Genomic DNA, 17,381 nt, shown 5'->3' with positions numbered 1-17,381 from the left:
CGTAAACTGTTTCGCTTGTAAACGTCGGACCGGTTCGCTACACTTTCACCATGAACCTGCTCGATCAACTTGCCCAGACCGATATCGCCCCAGCCATGCTGGCGCAGGTTCGGGCGCTGTTCGAGCAACAGCAGGCGCAGCTGGCCGAGAAGGACTTCAAGATCACGGCATTGACACACGAACTGGCCTACCTGAAGCGCATCCGCTATGGCAAGGCCAGCGAAGTGCTCACCGGCGAGCAGCGTTCGCTGTTCGAGGAAGCGGTCGACATGGACCTGGCCGCCATCGAGCAGGAGCTGGAGAATCAAGCCAGCGTCAAACCTGCGCGCAAGCGCGCCGGTCGTCAGGCACTGCCACCGGAACTGCCACGCATCGAGCACCGCCACGAGCCCGAGTCGTGCGCTTGCGGTCAGTGCGGCGCCAACCTGGTCAAGATTGGCGAGGACGTCAGTGAGCAGCTCGACGTGGAACCGGCGCGCTTCTTCGTGCACCGCCACATTCGCCCGCAATATGCTTGTCGCGCCTGCGAGACCGTGACGGCGGCGCCGGTGCCGCCAGCGGTGATCGACGGTGGCCTGGCCGCACCCGGCCTGCTGGCATGGGTTGCCGCCAGCAAGTACCTCGATCACCTGCCGCTGTACCGGATCGAGCAGATCGCCGCGCGCCAGGGCGTGCCGCTGGCGCGCTCGACACTGGCGCAGTGGATCGGGCGGATTGGCGTGGCCCTGCAGCCACTGGCCGAACGCCTGAGCGAGCTTCTGCGCCAGCGCAGCTGCCTGCATGCCGACGAAACGCCGGTGCGCCAGCTCGATCCTGGCAGCGGCAAGACCCGCCAAGCCTATTTATGGGCCTACCGCTCCGGCACTTGGGAGGATGGGCCACCGATCGTCGTCTTCGATTACCAGGAAAGCCGGGCCGGCAAGCACGCCCGCGATTTCCTTCAGGACTGGCGCGGCCACCTGATGGTGGACGACTACGCCGGCTACAAAGCCCTGTTTGCCAATGGGCCGACCGAACTGGCGTGCCTGGCGCACATCCGTCGCAAATTCTTCGACCTGCACGCTGCCAGCAGCAGTCCTGTCGCCGACGAGGCGCTGCGCCGCATTGCGCAGTTGTACGCCATCGAGCAGGACGGCGCAGACACAACGCCGTCCGAACGGCTGGATCTGCGCCAGGCGCGCGCCGTGCCGGCGCTGGCCGATCTGCACGCCTGGCTGCTGTCGATGCAGCGCACCGTCGCCATCGGAAGTGGTACGGGCAAGGCCATCGAACACTCCCTCAAGCGCTGGAATGCCCTAGTGCGCTATGCCGATTCCGGCATCCTTCCGATCGACAACAACCCGGTCGAGAACGCGATCCGTCCCATCGCCATCGGTAAAAAGAACTGGCTGTTTGCCGGCTCTGAACGCGCCGGCCGCCGCGCCGCCGTCATCCAGAGCCTGTTTGCCACTGCCAAACTCAACGGCCTGGACCCGGCACGCTGGCTCGCTGAGACACTTGAGAAACTGCCTACCTGCCCGAACAGCCGAATCGACTCGCTGCTGCCATTTTCGGACTCTACGCTGGCTTGATTCCGCTGTGAAGGTGGAGCGGTTGGACGCTTACACTAGAAAGGCGATGGCGTCCTTTCCGACGCGTGGATATTCGGTGACGATCTATATAGTTTACGTGCTCTAACATGCTCTCGAACGACCGTCCGCTTTGGGTTGATTCCTGCCGGTCGTGACAGTCTGCGACTGTTTCGCCTTTGCAACCTGCTATGCTGAACTCAACGGCTGTATGGGGGCCCGTTACTGTGAGCTCGAATTGAGCAAAGAAGCTTGGCGCGCGCTGCCGCTAGAGCGCTATCCCTAGCAGTTCCTTGCCCAGCACGCAGGCGTCGCTACCAAGGTCGAACGGAATCACCTCAAGCCACAGTTTGTCGCCAAGCCGGAATGGAGGCAGTGGCTCCGCAAAACCGGTCCACTTTGGAAAGATCAGCGCCAGCCTGCCCTCTCCACCCAGGTATTTGTGGCCGTATGCGAACAGCTGGTACATATCGGACTGCGCGATGCCGGCCTTGGGATCCTCACTACCGTCGGCATAAGCGTTGCGGCGGTCGATCAGCTTCCACTTGGTGTCCAGCACGGCCAGCCATTCTCCGGCCCTGGACAGAATAAGGTCGGGTTTGAGCTGGAAGGCTTGGGGCGCCTCCGCCAGGTAGCGGGTACGGACGTGGGTGTGCACGGCGATCCGCAGCGAGGCCAGGCGCCGCTCAAGCACCTTCGCGACGTATTTTTCGAACAGCTTCTCCATCGGGAACAGGAAGGAGACGCCGGCATGCTGGTCGCGCAGAGAGAAGGGACATTGCCGGTTGAGGATGAGCCGGATCCAAGGCAGCACTGGCTGATAATGGACCATATCGCGTCCCGTGCGCCAAGCAGCGAAATCGGCCTGGTGGCTTACCGACGCGGGCACTGCGCCGAAACTGTGGCGCAGCTCGCGCGCAAGACGCTGGTTTTTCGGGGTCTTGCTGGTGCGTGCGACCTTGAGCAGGGCGGCGTGGAGCAGGCGGTTTTCGGCGCGATTCTCGGAAAACAAATCGTATTCGATCGGGAACAGGTGCTGGCGGCCAGGCGGCGTCTGCATCTGACGGGCCACGCGCAGGCGCCCGCGCAGGAAGCGCTCCTCTTCCTCAACGCGCTCGTAGTCGCGCCGGATTCCGCGCCGCCCCAAGGCGGCCACATGATCAAGGAAGACCGACATCAACGCTTCGGTCATGGGAGCGTCACGTAGCCGCAGCTGCGCCTGCGTCGTTTCGAGGTGATGCAGGTTCTCAACGGCGCCGAGCATTTTCCAGAGCATGTCGCGAGTGCTGCCCAGGTCCTGCGCGCCCTCCGACGTCTTGGGCAAGATTTCGACTTGGGTCCCGTCCGGCGCGCCGATCACGCCGACGAAATTCTTCACGCGCAGTGCCTTGCCCCCTGCGTGGCGCGCGATTTCGATGAAACGGTCTTCCTTCGCGCCGGAAAAGGCCAAACTCTCGAAGAACTTCCAGGCTGCAGGGCTGGCAATGCCACACACGTCCATCGAATCGTCTTCGCGAACACCCTGCACCATCAAGCCGAATTCACGCAGACAGTATTCAGCCATCGGCGTCGTCCGCTGCGGCCGGCGCTGTCTCCGGCTCCGGGTCTGCAGCAGCTTGTTCGTAGATTGCCTGGTAGGTTGCTGCCTTGTCGAGCCGCTCGAGCCTTCTCCTCCAGGTCTTGCCAGTAGGCGCGAACCCCAGCGTCGTGGTGGACTGGGATTCGTAGATGCGCGACTTGCCGAGAATCTTGTCGATCTTTTCCCAATCCTCGAAGAAATACTCTTCCAGCAAGGGAAGAACGTTGTTCTTGAAGATGAGCGCCAGATCGCCCAGCGTGGAACGCGCAGTGAGGCCCATGAAAAAGGAATGGCCGATGGTGTGTTCGCGGTCGTACAGGTGCTCGATGCGCAAGTTGATGGCGCGAAGCATGAGCTTGATCTTCACACCTTGCACATCGTCCTGCTTCAGCGCGTCTGGATCGGGCATCATCTCGATGAAGTCGAAGCGCCGCCGCAGCGCCGTGTCGACGACGGCCAGCGACCGGTCGGCAGTGTTCATCGTGCCGATGAGGTAGAGGTTGGACGGCACGCTGAAGCGCTCACCGGAATACGGCAGCTGGACCTCTGCGGTCTCGAACCGGCCGGCGCGCTTGGCCGGTTCGATTAGCGTGATCAGTTCACCGAACACGCGCGACATATTGCCGCGGTTGATTTCGTCGATGATCAGCACGTAGCGCTTGCCGTTCGGTGCCAGAGTATCGTCGCCGAGCACCCGGCGCTTGATCTGCTCGTATTCCGTCAACTCGACCGGCGACAGGTTTTCCTCCGGTGCCGGTGTCAGCTCCTGGCGGGAGTCGTCCCTGAACTGCAGCAGGCGCTTGAGTGCGCCCCAGTATACCGTCGAGTTGGCGCCGCCGATAACCTCGGTGATGGCATTCACCGTAGACTTAAGGGCGAGCGCGGCCTGAGTTGGATATGCCTCATACAGGGCTTTCAGTCGATTCCTAGTCACGCCATACACTGCTGTGCGCCCTGCATGCGTCACCCGCAACGTGTCTGCATCGTTGATCGACTGAACTAGCAGTTCTCCACCCGATGCACTCTGGAGCCGGTACGGCAGCTCGCTTCCGACTTTTTCCAAGAAGGCCTCAAAGACATCATCGAAGTCTGGCTCGGCCTGCCGCTCTAGCGGCACCGGCGTACGGTACATGGCAGAGATGGCCATCTGCTTGAAGACGCCGTCACGCACGCTGTAGCACAGTTGGCCCTTGAGGGTATCGGCACGGATGCCCTCGATGAAGTCCTCGTAGCTGAAGCTTTGGTGAAATGTGACGAAGGCGATCCGGCCTTCCCGGCGCAAGGCGTCGAAACGCTTCTTCTGGGCCGCATAGTCGCCGTCCGGCTCGGCCGTATCCTCAATGATGCGCAGCGCTTCGCTCACCGTGCGGTAGGTCTTGCCAGTGCCGGGAGGACCGTAGAGAATGCGGTTCAGGGCTTGGGCGGGCGCTTCGTCGTCCTGCGACACAGGCGCATCGCCCTCGTCGTCCGGACTGGCGTCTTCATCCTCGCCGGCTGACTCCGGATAGTCCGCCGGCCGCAATCCATCGCCTTCCAGCTTAGTGTATCCCCGGTCGGTGAGTTCGTAGCCGTCCAGCCATTCCTTCACTTCTTGCAGGATCGGCGCTTGGTCAAAAAGCAGCCTCGCCTCGGCATCGCTTCGCCGCGCGCTCGGGTTGACGAACAGCGATACGGGGCCCCTGCCACGATGTAGCTGTATATAGAACACCGGCTTACCTTTGGTAAGCTTTTTTGGTTTTCCGCCGATACGGATATCGGTGTACTTGGAACCTTCTCCACCGGTAGTCCAGTGATCAGCGGCCGGATAGCGCTTTCGCAACTCAGCGATGACGAGGCCGACCCACTCACGTTGCGCCTCAGGCATCCGCTCGAGGAAAAGCCGTGCATCCCTGTTCAGATAATCGTTCAGCATAGTCCGCCCCGATCGAATTAATTACTCTTTTGCAAGTATGACAAGGGCCTGGCTATTTGTCCATGTACGCTCATCGATATGAGCGCAAGGTGGGCACCTTTACGTTTCACTGGCCCATTCGATTCGATGCGACCGCCCGATGCTCGCTATCCTTGCCTTGATGGGTTTCCCTGAAGCCCCTCGTCCTGACGCTCGACCTGCTCGGAACCTTCGTGTTCACGCTGAGCGGCGCGGTAACCGGCATGCGGCGTAGGCTCGAGCTGTTCGGTGTGCTACTGCTGTCCTTTGTTGCGGCTAATCGGGCGTTGTAGCCTCGTTTCGGCCATAACCGGTCATTAAGGAATTGTCCCCCTAGCGGGCATCCCAGCCCTCCCCTGCAGAAGGTAAGTAGACAAGCCTGTTGAGCAGCAGACGTGCCCCGGCCGGTCGTACCCCTGCGGCGGAGATAGCAATGTCGTGCAACACTGCGATATGCTCAGGCGTCAACGCCGACGGCCTACCACCAGCCCTGCTTGATGACTCAGCGTCATCCAGCGGATGTTTCGGCGCCATGGCATGCTCCTTCCATACCCCAACAGCATGCCACACCTACGTCATTCATTTCGTCTACGCCCTGTTAATCTCTAGCGTGTTCTTTTAGAAGTTCCGACCGAAGTGCGTTGCACTGAGCTGGGATTTTCGCGATAGCTTTCTGGATTGTCTGGGGGTCAAGGTCGAAGCCCGTGTGATCGAGCATCTTGAACATTAAGTCTACTTGGTTCTTTTTGAGCATTTCGGCGTACGGTGTCTTTTTCGGCAACTCATCGCGTAGCGTTTCGCGCATTTTCTCGATGTATATCATCGCGCACATGTGGCCGGTTATCGCGCTGACGTCTTGCACCAGCCTTCTGTTGGTCTTGTTGATCGGGATAATTTCCCGGCGTGGTCGGTTAGACAACTTGGTCTCATCCGACGTTAGACCTACCCCTGCGTTGGCGCAATACCTGTTGCGCTGGGCAAGTAGCACATTGCGAAATCCACGCATAGCCCGCTCGACATCAGGTAGCCGCTGGTCGTAACGGATCGCCAAGACTGCATGATGTTGAAGGAAATTCCCGTCAATAAGAATGTCTGTATCGTTAGTGTGGAAACATGTCTTCGGGATTGGATCCGAGGATGGAATTCGCGGTTCCGGAAGGGCATTGACGGCCCAATAGTCGAACGCTTCGAACAAGTCGTCCGGCGGTGCCTCGCCGGTCTTGTCCTTCGGACTGTGTTTCGAGTTTTTAATGATGCCGGAAGTGATCAGGTCCGAATAGATCACCAAAAGTGAATGTGCGTAGTATGGCGCCTCCCACAGCGCTCCCCACGGATAAATCCTGTCCAGGCTAATCTTCAGACGCCGTGCACGAGAGAATAGATCCTTCACCATCTCGTACACAAATCCAGACGTTACCAAGTGCTGAAAGCTCTGGTTAGCCTGTTTCACGTATGTGTCGACCATCTGGTCAACACGCATGGGACTGCCCAATAGAGCCTGGCTTGTAGTCAGGCCGGCAACGAAAGCCTGGTGCGCGATAGCGCTGAGGACGTTCACTGGAACCGGTCCAGCGTAGCGGATCTGCCCTTCGCGACGAAGCTCCGGAACGTGTCAATGAATTTGAAACACCTGGTGGAATGATGAGAGTCTAACTCTCTTGTTCAGGCTGCTTTTTTCTCCGTGACTGGTGGATTGATCCATGCCGCTGTCGGCAATTTGGTCTGTCGTGGTACGCAGTGCTTGAAGCGGCCCGGCGTGCGTTGGTAGGCGCTTTCAAGCGTTGCCTGGCGCAGCTTGCGGATCTCGGCGGCACGGCCGGCATGGACGCTTTCCGGGGTCATCATGCCGATGCCGGAATGGCGGTGCTGCTGGTTGTACCAGGTGAAGAAGGCTGCGCAGTGGGCGCGTGCGTCAGCGAGCGAGCCAAAGCGCGCCGGGAAGCCGGGCCGGTACTTCAAGGTCTTGAATTGCGCCTCGGAATACGGGTTGTCATCCGAAACGTAAGGGCGGCTATGCGATTTGGCGATGCCCAGATCGCTCAGCAGCGTAGCGACCGGCTTGGAGCGCATGCTGCTGCCGCGATCGGCATGCAGGGTCAAGGTACCAGGCGCGATATTTTCCTTTGCGGCGCTGTCGGCGATCAGCTGTTCGGCCAGTTCGGCGGTCTCCCGTTCGGCCACCATCCAGCCGACGACGTAGCGGCTGAAGATGTCGAGGATGACGTACAGGTGGAAACAGGTGCCCCGGACCGGTCCCTTGAGTTTGGTGATGTCCCAGCTCCACACCTGGTTTGGTGCGACGGCCAGCAGTTCCGGCTTGGTGTACTCCGGATGGCGCAACTGGTTACGGCGTTCGCGCACGGCAGCGCAGCCTTGTAGCAGGCGGTACATCGTGCGTACCGACGCCACATAGCGCCCTTCGTCGAGCAGTTGAGCGTGGATGGCGGCCGGCGCACAATTGGCAAAGCGTGGGCTGTTGAGCACCTCCAGCACGACACGCCGCTCATGCTCGGACAACGCGAGCGGTGGCCGTCGGGCTGGCGCAGCCGGCGTCACGGGCGCTAACGAACCAGGTCGTTGCGCGGTGCGATGGCGATATAGTGCGCTGCGCGGCAATTGCAATGCGCGGCAGGCTGCGGCCACGCCAACTTCGCCGGCGAGGTGATTGGCGGCGCTGATCACTTCGGCTCGCTCGGCGTGTCGGCCGTACTCAGCCCCAGCAGGGTGGAAAGTTTTTTTTGGACGTCAATGATCAGGTCGGCCTTGGCCAACTTGTCTCGCAGGCGCGCCACCTCTGCCTCCAGGTCGCGCACCTTGCGGTCCTGAGCAGCAGCTAGGTCGACCTTTGGGCCACGCTTGCGCGCGAGGACTTGAGAGGCCGCAGCGGCCTGGCGTTGCTTGCGCCAAGTGGCCAGATGGGACGAATAAATGCCTTCGCGGCGGAGCAAGGCACCGATGTCGCCAGGCGCCTGGCAGGAGTCGGCAGCGGCAAGAATGCGCAGCTTCTCGGCGTTGGAAAACGTGCGTCGCTTGGCGACCGGGACGACCTCGGGATCGGGACGGTCCACTGGCGTGGCTGGGCTGCTGGGTTCGACAGAATTGCTGATTTGATGCTTTCGGCTGTGCATGTTGGGGACCTACCGCTGTACTCTAAATTAATCGGGTAGGTGTCTCAAGTTATATTGGCACAGGGGGCTCGCGGAATGTCGCAGCCACAAGCTCAGGCGTGACGTATGGTCGGAGATCTTCAGAAAAAGTAAAGCTCAGCCGTGAAAGAACGGTCTCGAACATGTGAATGAGTTCATTGCGATGTTCGCTGTGTAAACGCCACAGATCCTCGCTCGCAAATTTATCGAGTAGTCCATCCCACGAAGCATCGACTGGCCCGTCAATTTCGGGGTTGTTCGCCTTGCAAGCTCGCTGCAGGACATTCATAACACGGCAAATCAGTCCTCGGAGGCGCTCCGGATCTGTAAGGGTTGCGGCATTGAGCGACTGATCGGCCTTGGCAGCGATTTCCGCAGCAAAACCTCGCAGGGTTTCCAGGTCCGGGTTACGTTGCCGCTCGCTTTCGTACAGGTAGCCGAAGACAAAAAAGTTGTCAAAGTGGCTCAGCACAATGTGGTGTTCGTCGCGGGTACGGGGCATCGTTGCTCCATGCACAGGTAAAAATGGTACGGCATCATAAGCCATTTCTCGTCCTCTGAAAGTGCACGGCATTAGTAGAATCGGTACACCCCGATTTCACCTCAAAAATCCCTTGTCGTGCCCTGCCAGGTGACGCATCCTAGTTGCTCACCGGACGCCCCGGTCAACGCACTTAGGAGAAAATTCATGTGCATTTCTAACAAGGAAATGGATCGAGCTGTCGAGCTCGCTGAGGAGGAAAATGACTACGCCGTGGCCCATAGCTCGGACAACAGCCCGAACTATGTAGCAAACCGTTACGCGCAATTACACCTCACCTATCGTGTCCGCGTTCCTGTTCGCGCCGGCGCCGCGCTGCCGGCTGACGCGCGCCTGTTCCCGGCAGGTCCAGATCACCAGCGCAAAGGCGTACCCATTGCGCGTAGCGGCCCGGCGCGAGCAGGCATTGTCGTGGCGCTGTTCGATGCTGCCAGCGGCGAGACCTCAGATTACCAGGTCGAGTCAAATGGCCTGAACGGCGTGGAGGTGACGCGCCGCGCCTAGATCTCAAATTGTTACGTGCCGCAGCATTCTGCAGCCCTAAACCCTGCGCCATCGCGGCTTAGGCCCCGAGTCGCCAATCGAAACTTATTCACTGTACAACGGAGAACGAAATGAAACTTACGGGAATTACTGAGGACGCGACTTACCTAGCGATCGGACGTGCGATTGTACGCATGGGCGAGCGCGGAAATCTTGTCATCAGCGACGACGAGGCGGTGGGCCACGCACACGTCCTCCAAGCGCGCTACAAATTCGTCGATGAGAAGGACACCGCGAAATTCGACCAAAAAGTGCTGAGCGCATATCACTACGTCAGCGAGGGCAGCATGCCCGTGTCGGCGACAGCCGCCGCAAGATTCGCGCTGGAAAACAAGCTTGGCACGACACCGCTCCATCGCGACATAGCTGACAAGCGATTCAAGGACGACCTTGGTGGCAAAGGTTCCTTTGCCTGATCAACGCAGGGCGAAAATCACCCCGAAACGGGATTCATGATCGACTCGCTCATCATCGTAGGGAGGCAGCTTCCAAGAATAGTCGGGGTACCCTGGCGCGACCGGTTCGGCCGTCAGGCGCCCCACCAACGCGTTGTGGATGCCGCGGTGATTTCATTACCGGCACAAATCCGACGGCCTCGATGTCGAACGCGATCGAGTCTGGATGGAACGCGGTAATGCAGAGCATGCCGCGCGCGCAGCTAGCCGCGTTCCTGATGGCCTGCGTCCGCTGTTCGAGCTAGACGGTTGTCCATATAATCCTGTTGATAGGAATGGAACCGGAGCATGCCATCAAAATTGCCGACTCAAAAGCCGAGTTCGCCGAAACGTTCGAACTGAACGCTGAGTGACCGCAACGGGTCGACAGTCGCTATACACTACACGGCCGAACTGGCCAGAAGCGGACGTTCGCTTGTGCCCACGAATACTCTTGACTGAGTCTGAGATTCTTTTCTTGTCAAACTAGTCCGATTACGGGATTTCATTGATTAAACGAGATAATCATTACGTTCCCCACAGCTACCTGAAGCGTTGGGCAGACGCTCACGGCAACGTCTGGTCGTACCGGATCCTAGTACCTCACGCGAGATCAAGCCTGTGGAAAGCACGCTCGCCCAAAAGCCTTGGATTTCACCAGCACCTCTACACGCAAATGGCAGCGAGTGGCGAAAGTGACGACATCGAGAGATGGTTCGATTCAATGTTCGAGTCTCCAGCGGGCAGCGCTCTTCAGCACGCGGTAACCGATCAAAGACTTAGTCCCGACGAATGGGCTCGCCTAATCAGGTTTTTAGCCGCGCAGGATGCTCGGACGCCTGCCAGACTGCTGGAGCGAATGAAGGACTGGCAGGAGAACCTGCCATCCCTTATCAACAAGGTCATGAGTGACGCCGTCCATGAGCTGGAGGAGGCGAAACGAACTGGAACTCCAATTGCATTCGAGGGGCGGAAAGCAGGTGACGAGCTGTTTCCAGTTCGTACTATGGTTGAGATTCAACCGGGCGAAGAGTCTGGCTTACTCCGTGTTGAAGCATCGATAGGCCGCAGCCTTTGGCTCTGGAGCCTGAAGCATGTGCTAACGAAGTCCCTCGACGTCCTTCACCAACATCGCTGGACGATTCTTCGCAGCCCTCCAGAGGTCGAGTGGCTCACCAGCGACAGCTGTCAGCAGCGGTTGTAAACTGATACAGGCAGCGATTGAAAACTGATACACCATTTTGAGAAGATGGCCGCTTTGCGGAGCGGCCTTGAAACCCAAAGAGGTGTACGTGGAAATCCAACTACTGAAGAAGCATGGGTTAAGCCTTCGGCAGATCGCCGCCGAGGTAGGCTGTGCAGTGAACACGGTGCGCCGGCACCTGGCCCTGGAGGCCGTGCCGAAGTACGAACGCAAAGTCAAACGCCAGACGAAGCTGGCGCAGTTCGAGCAGTACCTGAGGGATCGGCAGCAAGCTGCTCAGCCCGACGTGATTCCAGCCACCGTGCTGTACCGCGAGATTGCCGCGCGCGGCTACGAGGGCGGCATGAGCCAGTTGAGGGCCTTCGTGCGCACCTTGCGCCCGGCGCCTCCCGCCGATCCGGTGGTGCGTTTCGAGACGGCGATGGGTGAGCAGCTGCAGGTGGACTGGGTCGAATTTCGTAAAGGCAGCGCGCCATTGCACGCGTTCTGCGCGACGCTCGGCTTTAGCCGGGCCAGCTACGTGGAGTTCGTCAACAACATGAAGGTGGATACCCTGATCGCCTGCCACGAGCGCGCCTTTGCAGCGTTCGGCGGCGTGACGCGGCGGGTCCTGTACGACAATATGAAGACGGTGGTACTGGAGCGCGATGCGTACGGTGAGGGCGAGCACCGCTTCCACGCCGGCTTCCTGGACTATGCCAGGCATAGCGGCTTCGTGATCAAGCTGTGCCAGCCGTACCGGGCCAAGACCAAGGGTAAGGTCGAGCGGTTCAACGGCTACCTGCGCCGATCGTTCTATGTGCCGCTGGCGAGCCGGCTGGCACAGAGCGGCCAGAAGCTCGACGTCGTGACGGCCAACGTCGAGGTGGCCCACTGGCTGCGCGAAGTGGCCAATGCGCGCATCCACGGCACGACCGGAGAACCGCCAGCCGAAGCCTTGAAGCGGGAAGTGGAGCACCTGCAAGCGCTGCCGGCACCGTGGCGGGCGGACATCGCGGCAGCCAGGCCGCAGCCGGCTGCTGCAGCACCTGCGGCGCCGCGGCCGGCAGCAGTGGTGGAGCGGATCGCGCAACCTTCTCCGGTACAGCATCCGTTGCAGGTGTATGACGCGCTGCTGGTGCGGGTATCGGAAGGGGTGGCGGCATGAACCTGCAGCATGAGCGTATCGCGGCGTTGTGCGAGAGCCTGAACCTGCCGTTCGTGGCACAGGGCTACGGCGCCGCAACCCAGAAAGCAGCGAAACAGGAGATGGCCTACAGCGACTTCCTGGAGGGGCTGCTGAGGGAGGAAGCAGCTGGGCGCAACGTGCGCAAGCAAAACACGATGACCCGTCTGGCAGGATTCCCCGTGGTGAAGACGCTGGACGAATTTAACTATGACTTCGCCAAAGGCGTAAAGCGCAGCCAAGTCGAGGAGCTGGCCGGCCTGGGATTCGTCGAGCGGCATGAGAACGTGGTACTGGTCGGGCCGAGCGGTGTAGGCAAAACGCACCTGGCGATGGCACTGGGTTACAAGGCCACGCAGGCCGGCATCAAGACGCGCTTCACGACGGCGGCCGACCTCATGCTGGCACTGACGACGGCGCATACGCAGAACAATTTGAAAGCGGTGATGCACCGCGCGATCAAGGCATATCGGCTCTTGATCATCGACGAGATAGGTTACTTGCCGATGAACCGGGAACAGGCCAACCTGTTCTTCCAGGTGATCGCGGCCTTGTATGAGCGCAGCAGCCTGATCGTGACCAGTAACCTGCCGTTCGGACAATGGGACACGACCTTTGCGCAGGATACGACGCTCACCGCGGCCCTGCTCGACCGGCTGCTGCACCATGCGCATATCGTGCCGATTGCAGGTGAGAGCTACCGGCTGAAGCACCAGCGACAGGCCGGGATGATGAGGGGGAGCGATGTTGCAGAAATGGGCTGAACACGGACGGTGTTCGGCGACGGCGGTGTATCAGTTTTAAATCGCTGGGACGACGAAATCTGTATCAGTTTTCAATCGCCGTTGACAACAGCCCTGTTGTGCGGCTAAACTATCATGATGCGCAGAACTACGACTTCGGTGGCGGATGGAACAGTCACGGCACAGATATCTTTATGCCATTGAGTCCCACTCACCTCTTATTTACGCAAGTCGGGGCTCGACAGCGGCTGCCACGAGGGACAACTGTGTCGCTCGATTTTGCTATGCAAATACAGAGGTTTACGGTGGAGCATGCGCATCGATATGTCTTCGGCCGCTCTGCTGACGTACAAGCAGCCCTGTGGCGCCCGCGCACCGTCAATCGGGAAGCGTTCCACGCCGAGGCGGAGCAATGGAGGTTATGGAACACTGTTCAGTCCGAAGCGGAACGCGAAATATTTCAGAGATAAACATGCTAGACGAAAGCGGACCGTGCTGCCACCGATGCCGGCCGCCCACGTGGGGAGACCTGCCGCAGGTCTGCGTCTAGATCACGCCTATATTATCGTTGACGCTTGCTGCGCGGCTTAGAGCGCCTAACAAAACCCTCTAGTGGCTAAATAGGAAACATCCGACTACACTGAACCGTGAAAACCGTCTGCTATCCTGCATAAACTTCTTCTAAGGGCTGCCGGAGATTCCGAGGAGCAGTGGAATTTCTTGCAGCGTGCACTTCGGGTAGACTTGCAAAATTAGCAAACCGGGAGGGGCAGTGATGGCAGCCTATTGCGCAGGACACGCGCGGCCATTCTAAAACACTGGCTGGCTATAAGCCTTGTCCTCAGCATCTTCATTGTAATCGGATTGGCGCAGGCAGCTGCTTCAAATCGCTGCAATTCTGGCTTCGCTCATGATCATCAGAATCGATCATCAGGAGCAGCGTAGGGAAGCAGAAACTGCTGAAAACATGGAGCAGGCGAACCTTGTCCTCGCTACTCACATTTTTGCGTTGAATGTGAACGCGATCGTTGAGTACAGCCGTTTCGGCGGCAAGAACAGCTTTATGAAGCGGTCACTCCTAGAACACGCAGCCAACCGGATGCGGCGAGCAATGGAGCACGCCGTCACCGTTCCGCATTGGAAAATCGATTTGAAGGAGGCGCTGACGTGGACGCTGGTCTTCCGAACTGCGTCGAAGTTTGAGGCTGCCCTTCTGCTGACGCGCGCGGAGAATGAAGGGCTCGACTCGCCCCACATAATTGTTGACGGTATCTATGAAGTAATGCACGGTTGTCTTCGAGGAATGGTAATCGCGCAAATTGCCTGCGAAGCACGATACAAAGATCTGACCGGAGAGGAGATTCCTCAAGACATTTGAAGTCGAGTTCAGTGCTTCAACCAATTATGGGTGCCACTACCAAACTTATATTACAGTCCAGCGTGCAGATGCAATGACTGCTTAGGGTCGATAGCGGACGTACCCATGCTCAGTCCGAGCATTAAAATTGCGGCGCTTTGCAGAAGAACTGATGCCGTGGCTTAAGTACTTCTTCCCGAAGACCTTTTGGCCACGCATGGTAGATCATCTCTTTGCCTCCAGCTGATCGTCCAAAGGGAGGCGCCACGTATCAATGTTCGCGCAACCTGAGCGTGGTCATGCTTGTCTCATTACCGGAGTCTCTGTGACTACCTGCCGTGTGAAGCCGGATGCGGCAGTCGCATAATATATTTGGCGTCAACATTCACGAATGGATGCAGGTTGGTGTTTGGCAGCGTATCCACGAGGCGCTTCTGCAACTGCTCCGCGTGCACCGTCGAATCATATGGGGCACTCGCTCATCCGTTTGCGATATGCTGAACAGTTTTGCCAGCCGCGCTCAGTTGCTACCCAATTCCTCACCCAGCTCACGCCCACGCGCCGCCGCCGCCTTCATCGCCGCGACAATGGCTTCCTTGACGCCAGCCGCCTCCATGCTACTGATCGCCGCATGCGTAGTCCCACCCTTCGAGGTCACCCGCTGCCGCAGCACCTCGACCGGCTCATCCGACTGCGCCGCCAGCTGCGCCGCGCCGGTGAAAGTGGCCAGCGCCAGCTCCCTGCCCTGCTCCGCGTTCAAGCCCATTTGCAGTGCCGCCTCCTGCATCGCTTCCAGGAAGAAGAACACATAGGCCGGACCGCTGCCCGACACCGCCGTCACCGGATCGATCTGCGCCTCGTCATCCAGCCACACGGTCTTGCCGACCGCGCGCATCACCGTGTCGGCCTGCGCGCGCTGGGCCTCGCTCACGCCCGTCTGCGCAACAAGGCCAGTCACGCCCATGCCGATCAGCGCCGGCGTGTTCGGCATCGTGCGCACGATCGCGTCGTAGCCGCCGAGCCAGCGCGACAGATCGCTGCTGCGGATGCCGGCGGCGATCGACAGCACCAGCTGGCGGTTCAACAGCGGCGCCAGCTCGGCCGCGACTTCGCGCATCTGCTGCGGCTTGATCGCGAGCACCACGACTTCGCTTTCCCCGACCTGTTCGTCGATCGCCGTCGCGGTGCGCACACCGTACTGTTGCGACAGGCGCTCCAGCGCTTCGGGGTTACGGTCGACGACGTGGATGTTCGCGCCCGAACCCGCCTGGCGGACGATGCCCGAGATGAGCGCGGCTGCCATATTGCCGCCACCAATGAACGTGATCTTCATGTGTTTTCCTGTTAGTCGTAATTGCGTGCGCCAAAGATGGCGCTGCCGATGCGCACGATGGTCGCGCCTTCCGCGATCGCCGCCGCCATGTCGCCCGACATGCCCATCGACAGCGTATCGAGCGCCAGGCCGTCGGCGCGCAGCGCGTCGTGCAGCTTGCGCAGGCGGGCAAAGGCGGCGCGCTGCTGCTCGGGTTCGGTCGCGCGTTCGGGGATCGCCATCAAGCCGCGCAGGCGCAGGTTCGGCAACTGCGCCACGGCGCGCGCCAGTTCCGGCAATTCAGCCTCGGATGCGCCGCTCTTGCTGGCCTCGCCGCTGATGTTCACTTGCAGGCAGATATTCAAAGGCCCGAGTTCGGGCGGGCGCTGTTCGGACAGGCGCTGGGCGATCTTAAGGCGCTCGACCGTGTGCACCCAGTGGAAGCTGGCCGCGATCGGGCGCGTCTTGTTGCTCTGGATGGGGCCGATGAAATGCCATTCGACCAGCGCATCGGGTTGCGTCTGCGCGACGTTCGCGATCTTGTCGAGCGCTTCTTGCAGATAATTTTCGCCGAACGCACGTTGTCCGGACGCCATCGCATCCAGCACCGCTTGAGCAGGAAATGTCTTGGAAACAGCGAGCAATTGCACCTCGTCCCGGGCGCGTCCAGCGGCTTGCACAGCCTCCCCGATTGTCGCTTCGACAGCTTGCAAGTTGGCGGCGATTGTGGACATAATGATTTTCTATAGGAAATATTTTTCGAGCCGCGATGATGACAAAGGCGCACCTCGAGCCACAGGGATTATAAATGGACATTTCGGAATTACTCGCCTTCTCGGTCAAGAACAAGGCTTCAGACTTGCACCTGTCGGCCGGCCTGCCGCCGATGATCCGCGTGCATGGCGACGTGCGCCGCATTAACCTGCCGCCGCTCGAGCACAAGGACGTGCACGGCATGATCTATGACATCATGAACGACGGCCAGCGCAAGCAGTACGAAGAAGTGCTCGAGTGCGACTTCTCGTTCGCGATCCCTGGTCTTGCGCGCTTCCGCGTCAACGCCTTCAACCAGGAGCGCGGCGCGTCGGCCGTGCTGCGCACGATTCCGTCCAAGATCCTGACCCTCGAAGAGCTGAACGCCCCGAAGATCTTCGCCGACCTGGCCATGAAGCCGCGCGGCCTGGTGCTGGTGACCGGCCCGACCGGCTCTGGTAAATCGACCACGCTGGCGGCGATGGTGAACCACCTGAACGAGAACGAGTACGGCCACATCCTCACCATCGAAGACCCGATCGAGTTCGTGCACGAGTCCAAGAAGTGCCTGATCAACCAGCGCGAAGTCGGCCCGCACACGCTGTCGTTCAACAACGCGCTGCGTTCGGCGCTGCGCGAAGACCCGGACGCGATCCTGGTCGGCGAATTGCGCGACCTGGAAACCATCCGCCTGGCGCTGTCGGCGGCCGAGACGGGTCACTTGGTGTTCGGCACCCTGCACACCTCGTCGGCCGCCAAGACCATCGACCGTATCGTCGACGTGTTCCCGGCCGAAGAGAAGGAGATGGTGCGCGCGATGCTGTCCGAATCGCTGCAGGCCGTGATCTCGCAGACGCTGCTCAAGACCAAGGACGGCTCGGGCCGCGTGGCGGCGCACGAAATCATGATCGGCACCCCGGCGATCCGCAACCTGATCCGCGAAGCCAAGATCGCCCAGATGTACTCTGCCATCCAGACCGGCAGCAATGCCGGCATGCAGACGCTGGACCAGAACCTGACGGAGCTGGTGCGCCGTAACGTGATCTCGACCGGCGCCGCGCGCGCCGCGGCCAAGATCCCGGAAAACTTCCTCGGCTAAGGATCAT

General features: G+C 60.0%; 16 protein-coding genes. 9 read left to right on the top strand and 7 right to left on the bottom strand.

The features are described from left to right. Nucleotides 1-50: 50 nt before the first annotated feature. Nucleotides 51-1,571, top strand: coding sequence for an IS66 family transposase (tnpC, locus tag HMPREF9710_RS16100; RefSeq protein ID WP_005664133.1), 1,521 nt, complete (start codon nt 51-53; stop codon nt 1,569-1,571). 265 nt (nt 1,572-1,836) lie between these two features. Here tnpC and HMPREF9710_RS16095 read toward each other — a convergent pair whose 3' ends face one another. Further along, nucleotides 1,837-3,132 (bottom strand): McrC family protein, encoded by a 1,296-nt coding sequence (locus HMPREF9710_RS16095; protein WP_005668062.1) that lies wholly within the window; start codon nt 3,130-3,132, stop codon nt 1,837-1,839. Then, complete coding sequence (locus HMPREF9710_RS28835) at nt 3,125-5,059, bottom strand: McrB family protein (RefSeq protein ID WP_005668061.1); 1,935 nt, start codon at nt 5,057-5,059, stop codon at nt 3,125-3,127. Before HMPREF9710_RS28835 ends, HMPREF9710_RS16095 begins: the two co-directional genes overlap by 8 nt. Nucleotides 5,060-5,229: 170 nt before the next feature. Between HMPREF9710_RS28835 and HMPREF9710_RS27215 the strand changes: the two genes are divergently transcribed. Next, entirely contained in the window at nt 5,230-5,370 is a 141-nt protein-coding gene (locus tag HMPREF9710_RS27215; RefSeq protein ID WP_081589945.1) for a TRIC cation channel family protein, read from the top strand. A 305-nt stretch (nt 5,371-5,675) separates the two neighbouring features. On the opposite strand, the gene HMPREF9710_RS16085 is transcribed toward HMPREF9710_RS27215, so the two are convergent. The 3 genes from HMPREF9710_RS16085 to HMPREF9710_RS16070 all read right to left on the bottom strand — a co-directional run bounded on the left by HMPREF9710_RS16085 (nt 5,676) and on the right by HMPREF9710_RS16070 (nt 8,770). Beyond that, nucleotides 5,676-6,635: a hypothetical protein gene (locus HMPREF9710_RS16085; RefSeq protein WP_040776925.1), complete on the bottom strand. Its 960-nt coding sequence runs from the start codon at nt 6,633-6,635 to the stop codon at nt 5,676-5,678. A 104-nt stretch (nt 6,636-6,739) separates the two neighbouring features. Next, a protein-coding gene (locus HMPREF9710_RS16080; protein WP_371855218.1) for an IS3 family transposase occupies nt 6,740-8,205 on the bottom strand; the annotation gives its coding sequence in 2 pieces (ribosomal slippage) (nt 6,740-7,809 and nt 7,809-8,205; 1,467 coding nt in all). Nucleotides 8,206-8,254: 49 nt separating this feature from the next. Continuing rightward, nucleotides 8,255-8,770, bottom strand: a complete 516-nt coding sequence (locus HMPREF9710_RS16070; protein ID WP_157225631.1) for a hypothetical protein — start codon at nt 8,768-8,770, stop codon at nt 8,255-8,257. Nucleotides 8,771-8,911: 141 nt separating this feature from the next. On the opposite strand from HMPREF9710_RS16070, the gene HMPREF9710_RS27975 reads away from it, so the two are divergent. The 6 genes from HMPREF9710_RS27975 to HMPREF9710_RS16045 all read left to right on the top strand — a co-directional run bounded on the left by HMPREF9710_RS27975 (nt 8,912) and on the right by HMPREF9710_RS16045 (nt 14,231). After that, nucleotides 8,912-9,268 carry a hypothetical protein gene (locus HMPREF9710_RS27975; protein WP_005668056.1) on the top strand — a complete coding sequence of 119 codons (357 nt, stop codon included), beginning with the start codon at nt 8,912-8,914 and terminating at the stop codon, nt 9,266-9,268. A gap of 110 nt (nt 9,269-9,378) precedes the next feature. Next, a complete protein-coding gene (locus HMPREF9710_RS16065) occupies nt 9,379-9,723 on the top strand; it encodes a hypothetical protein (RefSeq protein ID WP_005668055.1) in 345 nt (114 codons plus the stop codon). A 526-nt stretch (nt 9,724-10,249) separates the two neighbouring features. After that, nucleotides 10,250-10,945: a DUF4238 domain-containing protein gene (locus HMPREF9710_RS16060; RefSeq protein WP_157225630.1), complete on the top strand. Its 696-nt coding sequence runs from the start codon at nt 10,250-10,252 to the stop codon at nt 10,943-10,945. A 67-nt stretch (nt 10,946-11,012) separates the two neighbouring features. Continuing rightward, nucleotides 11,013-12,092 (top strand): IS21 family transposase, encoded by a 1,080-nt coding sequence (istA, locus tag HMPREF9710_RS16055; RefSeq protein WP_005663623.1) that lies wholly within the window; start codon nt 11,013-11,015, stop codon nt 12,090-12,092. Continuing rightward, a complete protein-coding gene (gene istB / locus HMPREF9710_RS16050) occupies nt 12,089-12,874 on the top strand; it encodes an IS21-like element helper ATPase IstB (protein WP_005663619.1) in 786 nt (261 codons plus the stop codon). The genes istA and istB overlap by 4 nt, the downstream gene beginning before the upstream one ends. Before the next feature lie 889 nt (nt 12,875-13,763). After that, on the top strand, nt 13,764-14,231 hold the full coding sequence (locus HMPREF9710_RS16045; RefSeq protein WP_040776918.1) for a hypothetical protein: 468 nt from the start codon (nt 13,764-13,766) through the stop codon (nt 14,229-14,231). Nucleotides 14,232-14,730: 499 nt separating this feature from the next. Here the strand turns inward: HMPREF9710_RS16045 and proC are convergent, their stop codons facing one another. Both proC and HMPREF9710_RS16035 read right to left on the bottom strand, forming a co-directional pair. Then, nucleotides 14,731-15,543 (bottom strand): pyrroline-5-carboxylate reductase, encoded by an 813-nt coding sequence (gene proC / locus HMPREF9710_RS16040; RefSeq protein WP_005668054.1) that lies wholly within the window; start codon nt 15,541-15,543, stop codon nt 14,731-14,733. 11 nt (nt 15,544-15,554) lie between these two features. Next, nucleotides 15,555-16,256, bottom strand: coding sequence for a YggS family pyridoxal phosphate-dependent enzyme (locus HMPREF9710_RS16035; protein WP_040776914.1), 702 nt, complete (start codon nt 16,254-16,256; stop codon nt 15,555-15,557). A gap of 74 nt (nt 16,257-16,330) precedes the next feature. Between HMPREF9710_RS16035 and HMPREF9710_RS16030 the strand changes: the two genes are divergently transcribed. Beyond that, complete coding sequence (locus tag HMPREF9710_RS16030; RefSeq protein WP_005668052.1) at nt 16,331-17,374, top strand: type IV pilus twitching motility protein PilT; 1,044 nt, start codon at nt 16,331-16,333, stop codon at nt 17,372-17,374. Nucleotides 17,375-17,381 lie beyond the last annotated feature (7 nt).

The sequence above is a fragment of the Massilia timonae CCUG 45783 genome (genome assembly GCF_000315425.1).
Classification (GTDB): domain Bacteria; phylum Pseudomonadota; class Gammaproteobacteria; order Burkholderiales; family Burkholderiaceae_D; genus Telluria; species Telluria timonae.
This window is presented reverse-complemented; position numbering and strand designations above follow the sequence as displayed.

Excerpts from the sequence above, each read along its gene's own strand:
- tnpC (WP_005664133.1), top strand. The coding sequence starts at position 51 with ATGAACCTGCTCGATCAACTTGCCCAGACCGATATCGCCCCAGCCATG.
- HMPREF9710_RS16095 (WP_005668062.1), bottom strand. The coding sequence starts at position 3,132 with ATGGCTGAATACTGTCTGCGTGAATTCGGCTTGATGGTGCAGGGTGTT.
- HMPREF9710_RS28835 (WP_005668061.1), bottom strand. The coding sequence starts at position 5,059 with ATGCTGAACGATTATCTGAACAGGGATGCACGGCTTTTCCTCGAGCGG.
- HMPREF9710_RS16070 (WP_157225631.1), bottom strand. The coding sequence starts at position 8,770 with ATGGCTTATGATGCCGTACCATTTTTACCTGTGCATGGAGCAACGATG.
- HMPREF9710_RS27975 (WP_005668056.1), top strand. The coding sequence starts at position 8,912 with ATGTGCATTTCTAACAAGGAAATGGATCGAGCTGTCGAGCTCGCTGAG.
- HMPREF9710_RS16065 (WP_005668055.1), top strand. The coding sequence starts at position 9,379 with ATGAAACTTACGGGAATTACTGAGGACGCGACTTACCTAGCGATCGGA.
- istB (WP_005663619.1), top strand. The coding sequence starts at position 12,089 with ATGAACCTGCAGCATGAGCGTATCGCGGCGTTGTGCGAGAGCCTGAAC.
- HMPREF9710_RS16045 (WP_040776918.1), top strand. The coding sequence starts at position 13,764 with ATGATCATCAGAATCGATCATCAGGAGCAGCGTAGGGAAGCAGAAACT.
- proC (WP_005668054.1), bottom strand. The coding sequence starts at position 15,543 with ATGAAGATCACGTTCATTGGTGGCGGCAATATGGCAGCCGCGCTCATC.
- HMPREF9710_RS16035 (WP_040776914.1), bottom strand. The coding sequence starts at position 16,256 with ATGTCCACAATCGCCGCCAACTTGCAAGCTGTCGAAGCGACAATCGGG.
- HMPREF9710_RS16030 (WP_005668052.1), top strand. The coding sequence starts at position 16,331 with ATGGACATTTCGGAATTACTCGCCTTCTCGGTCAAGAACAAGGCTTCA.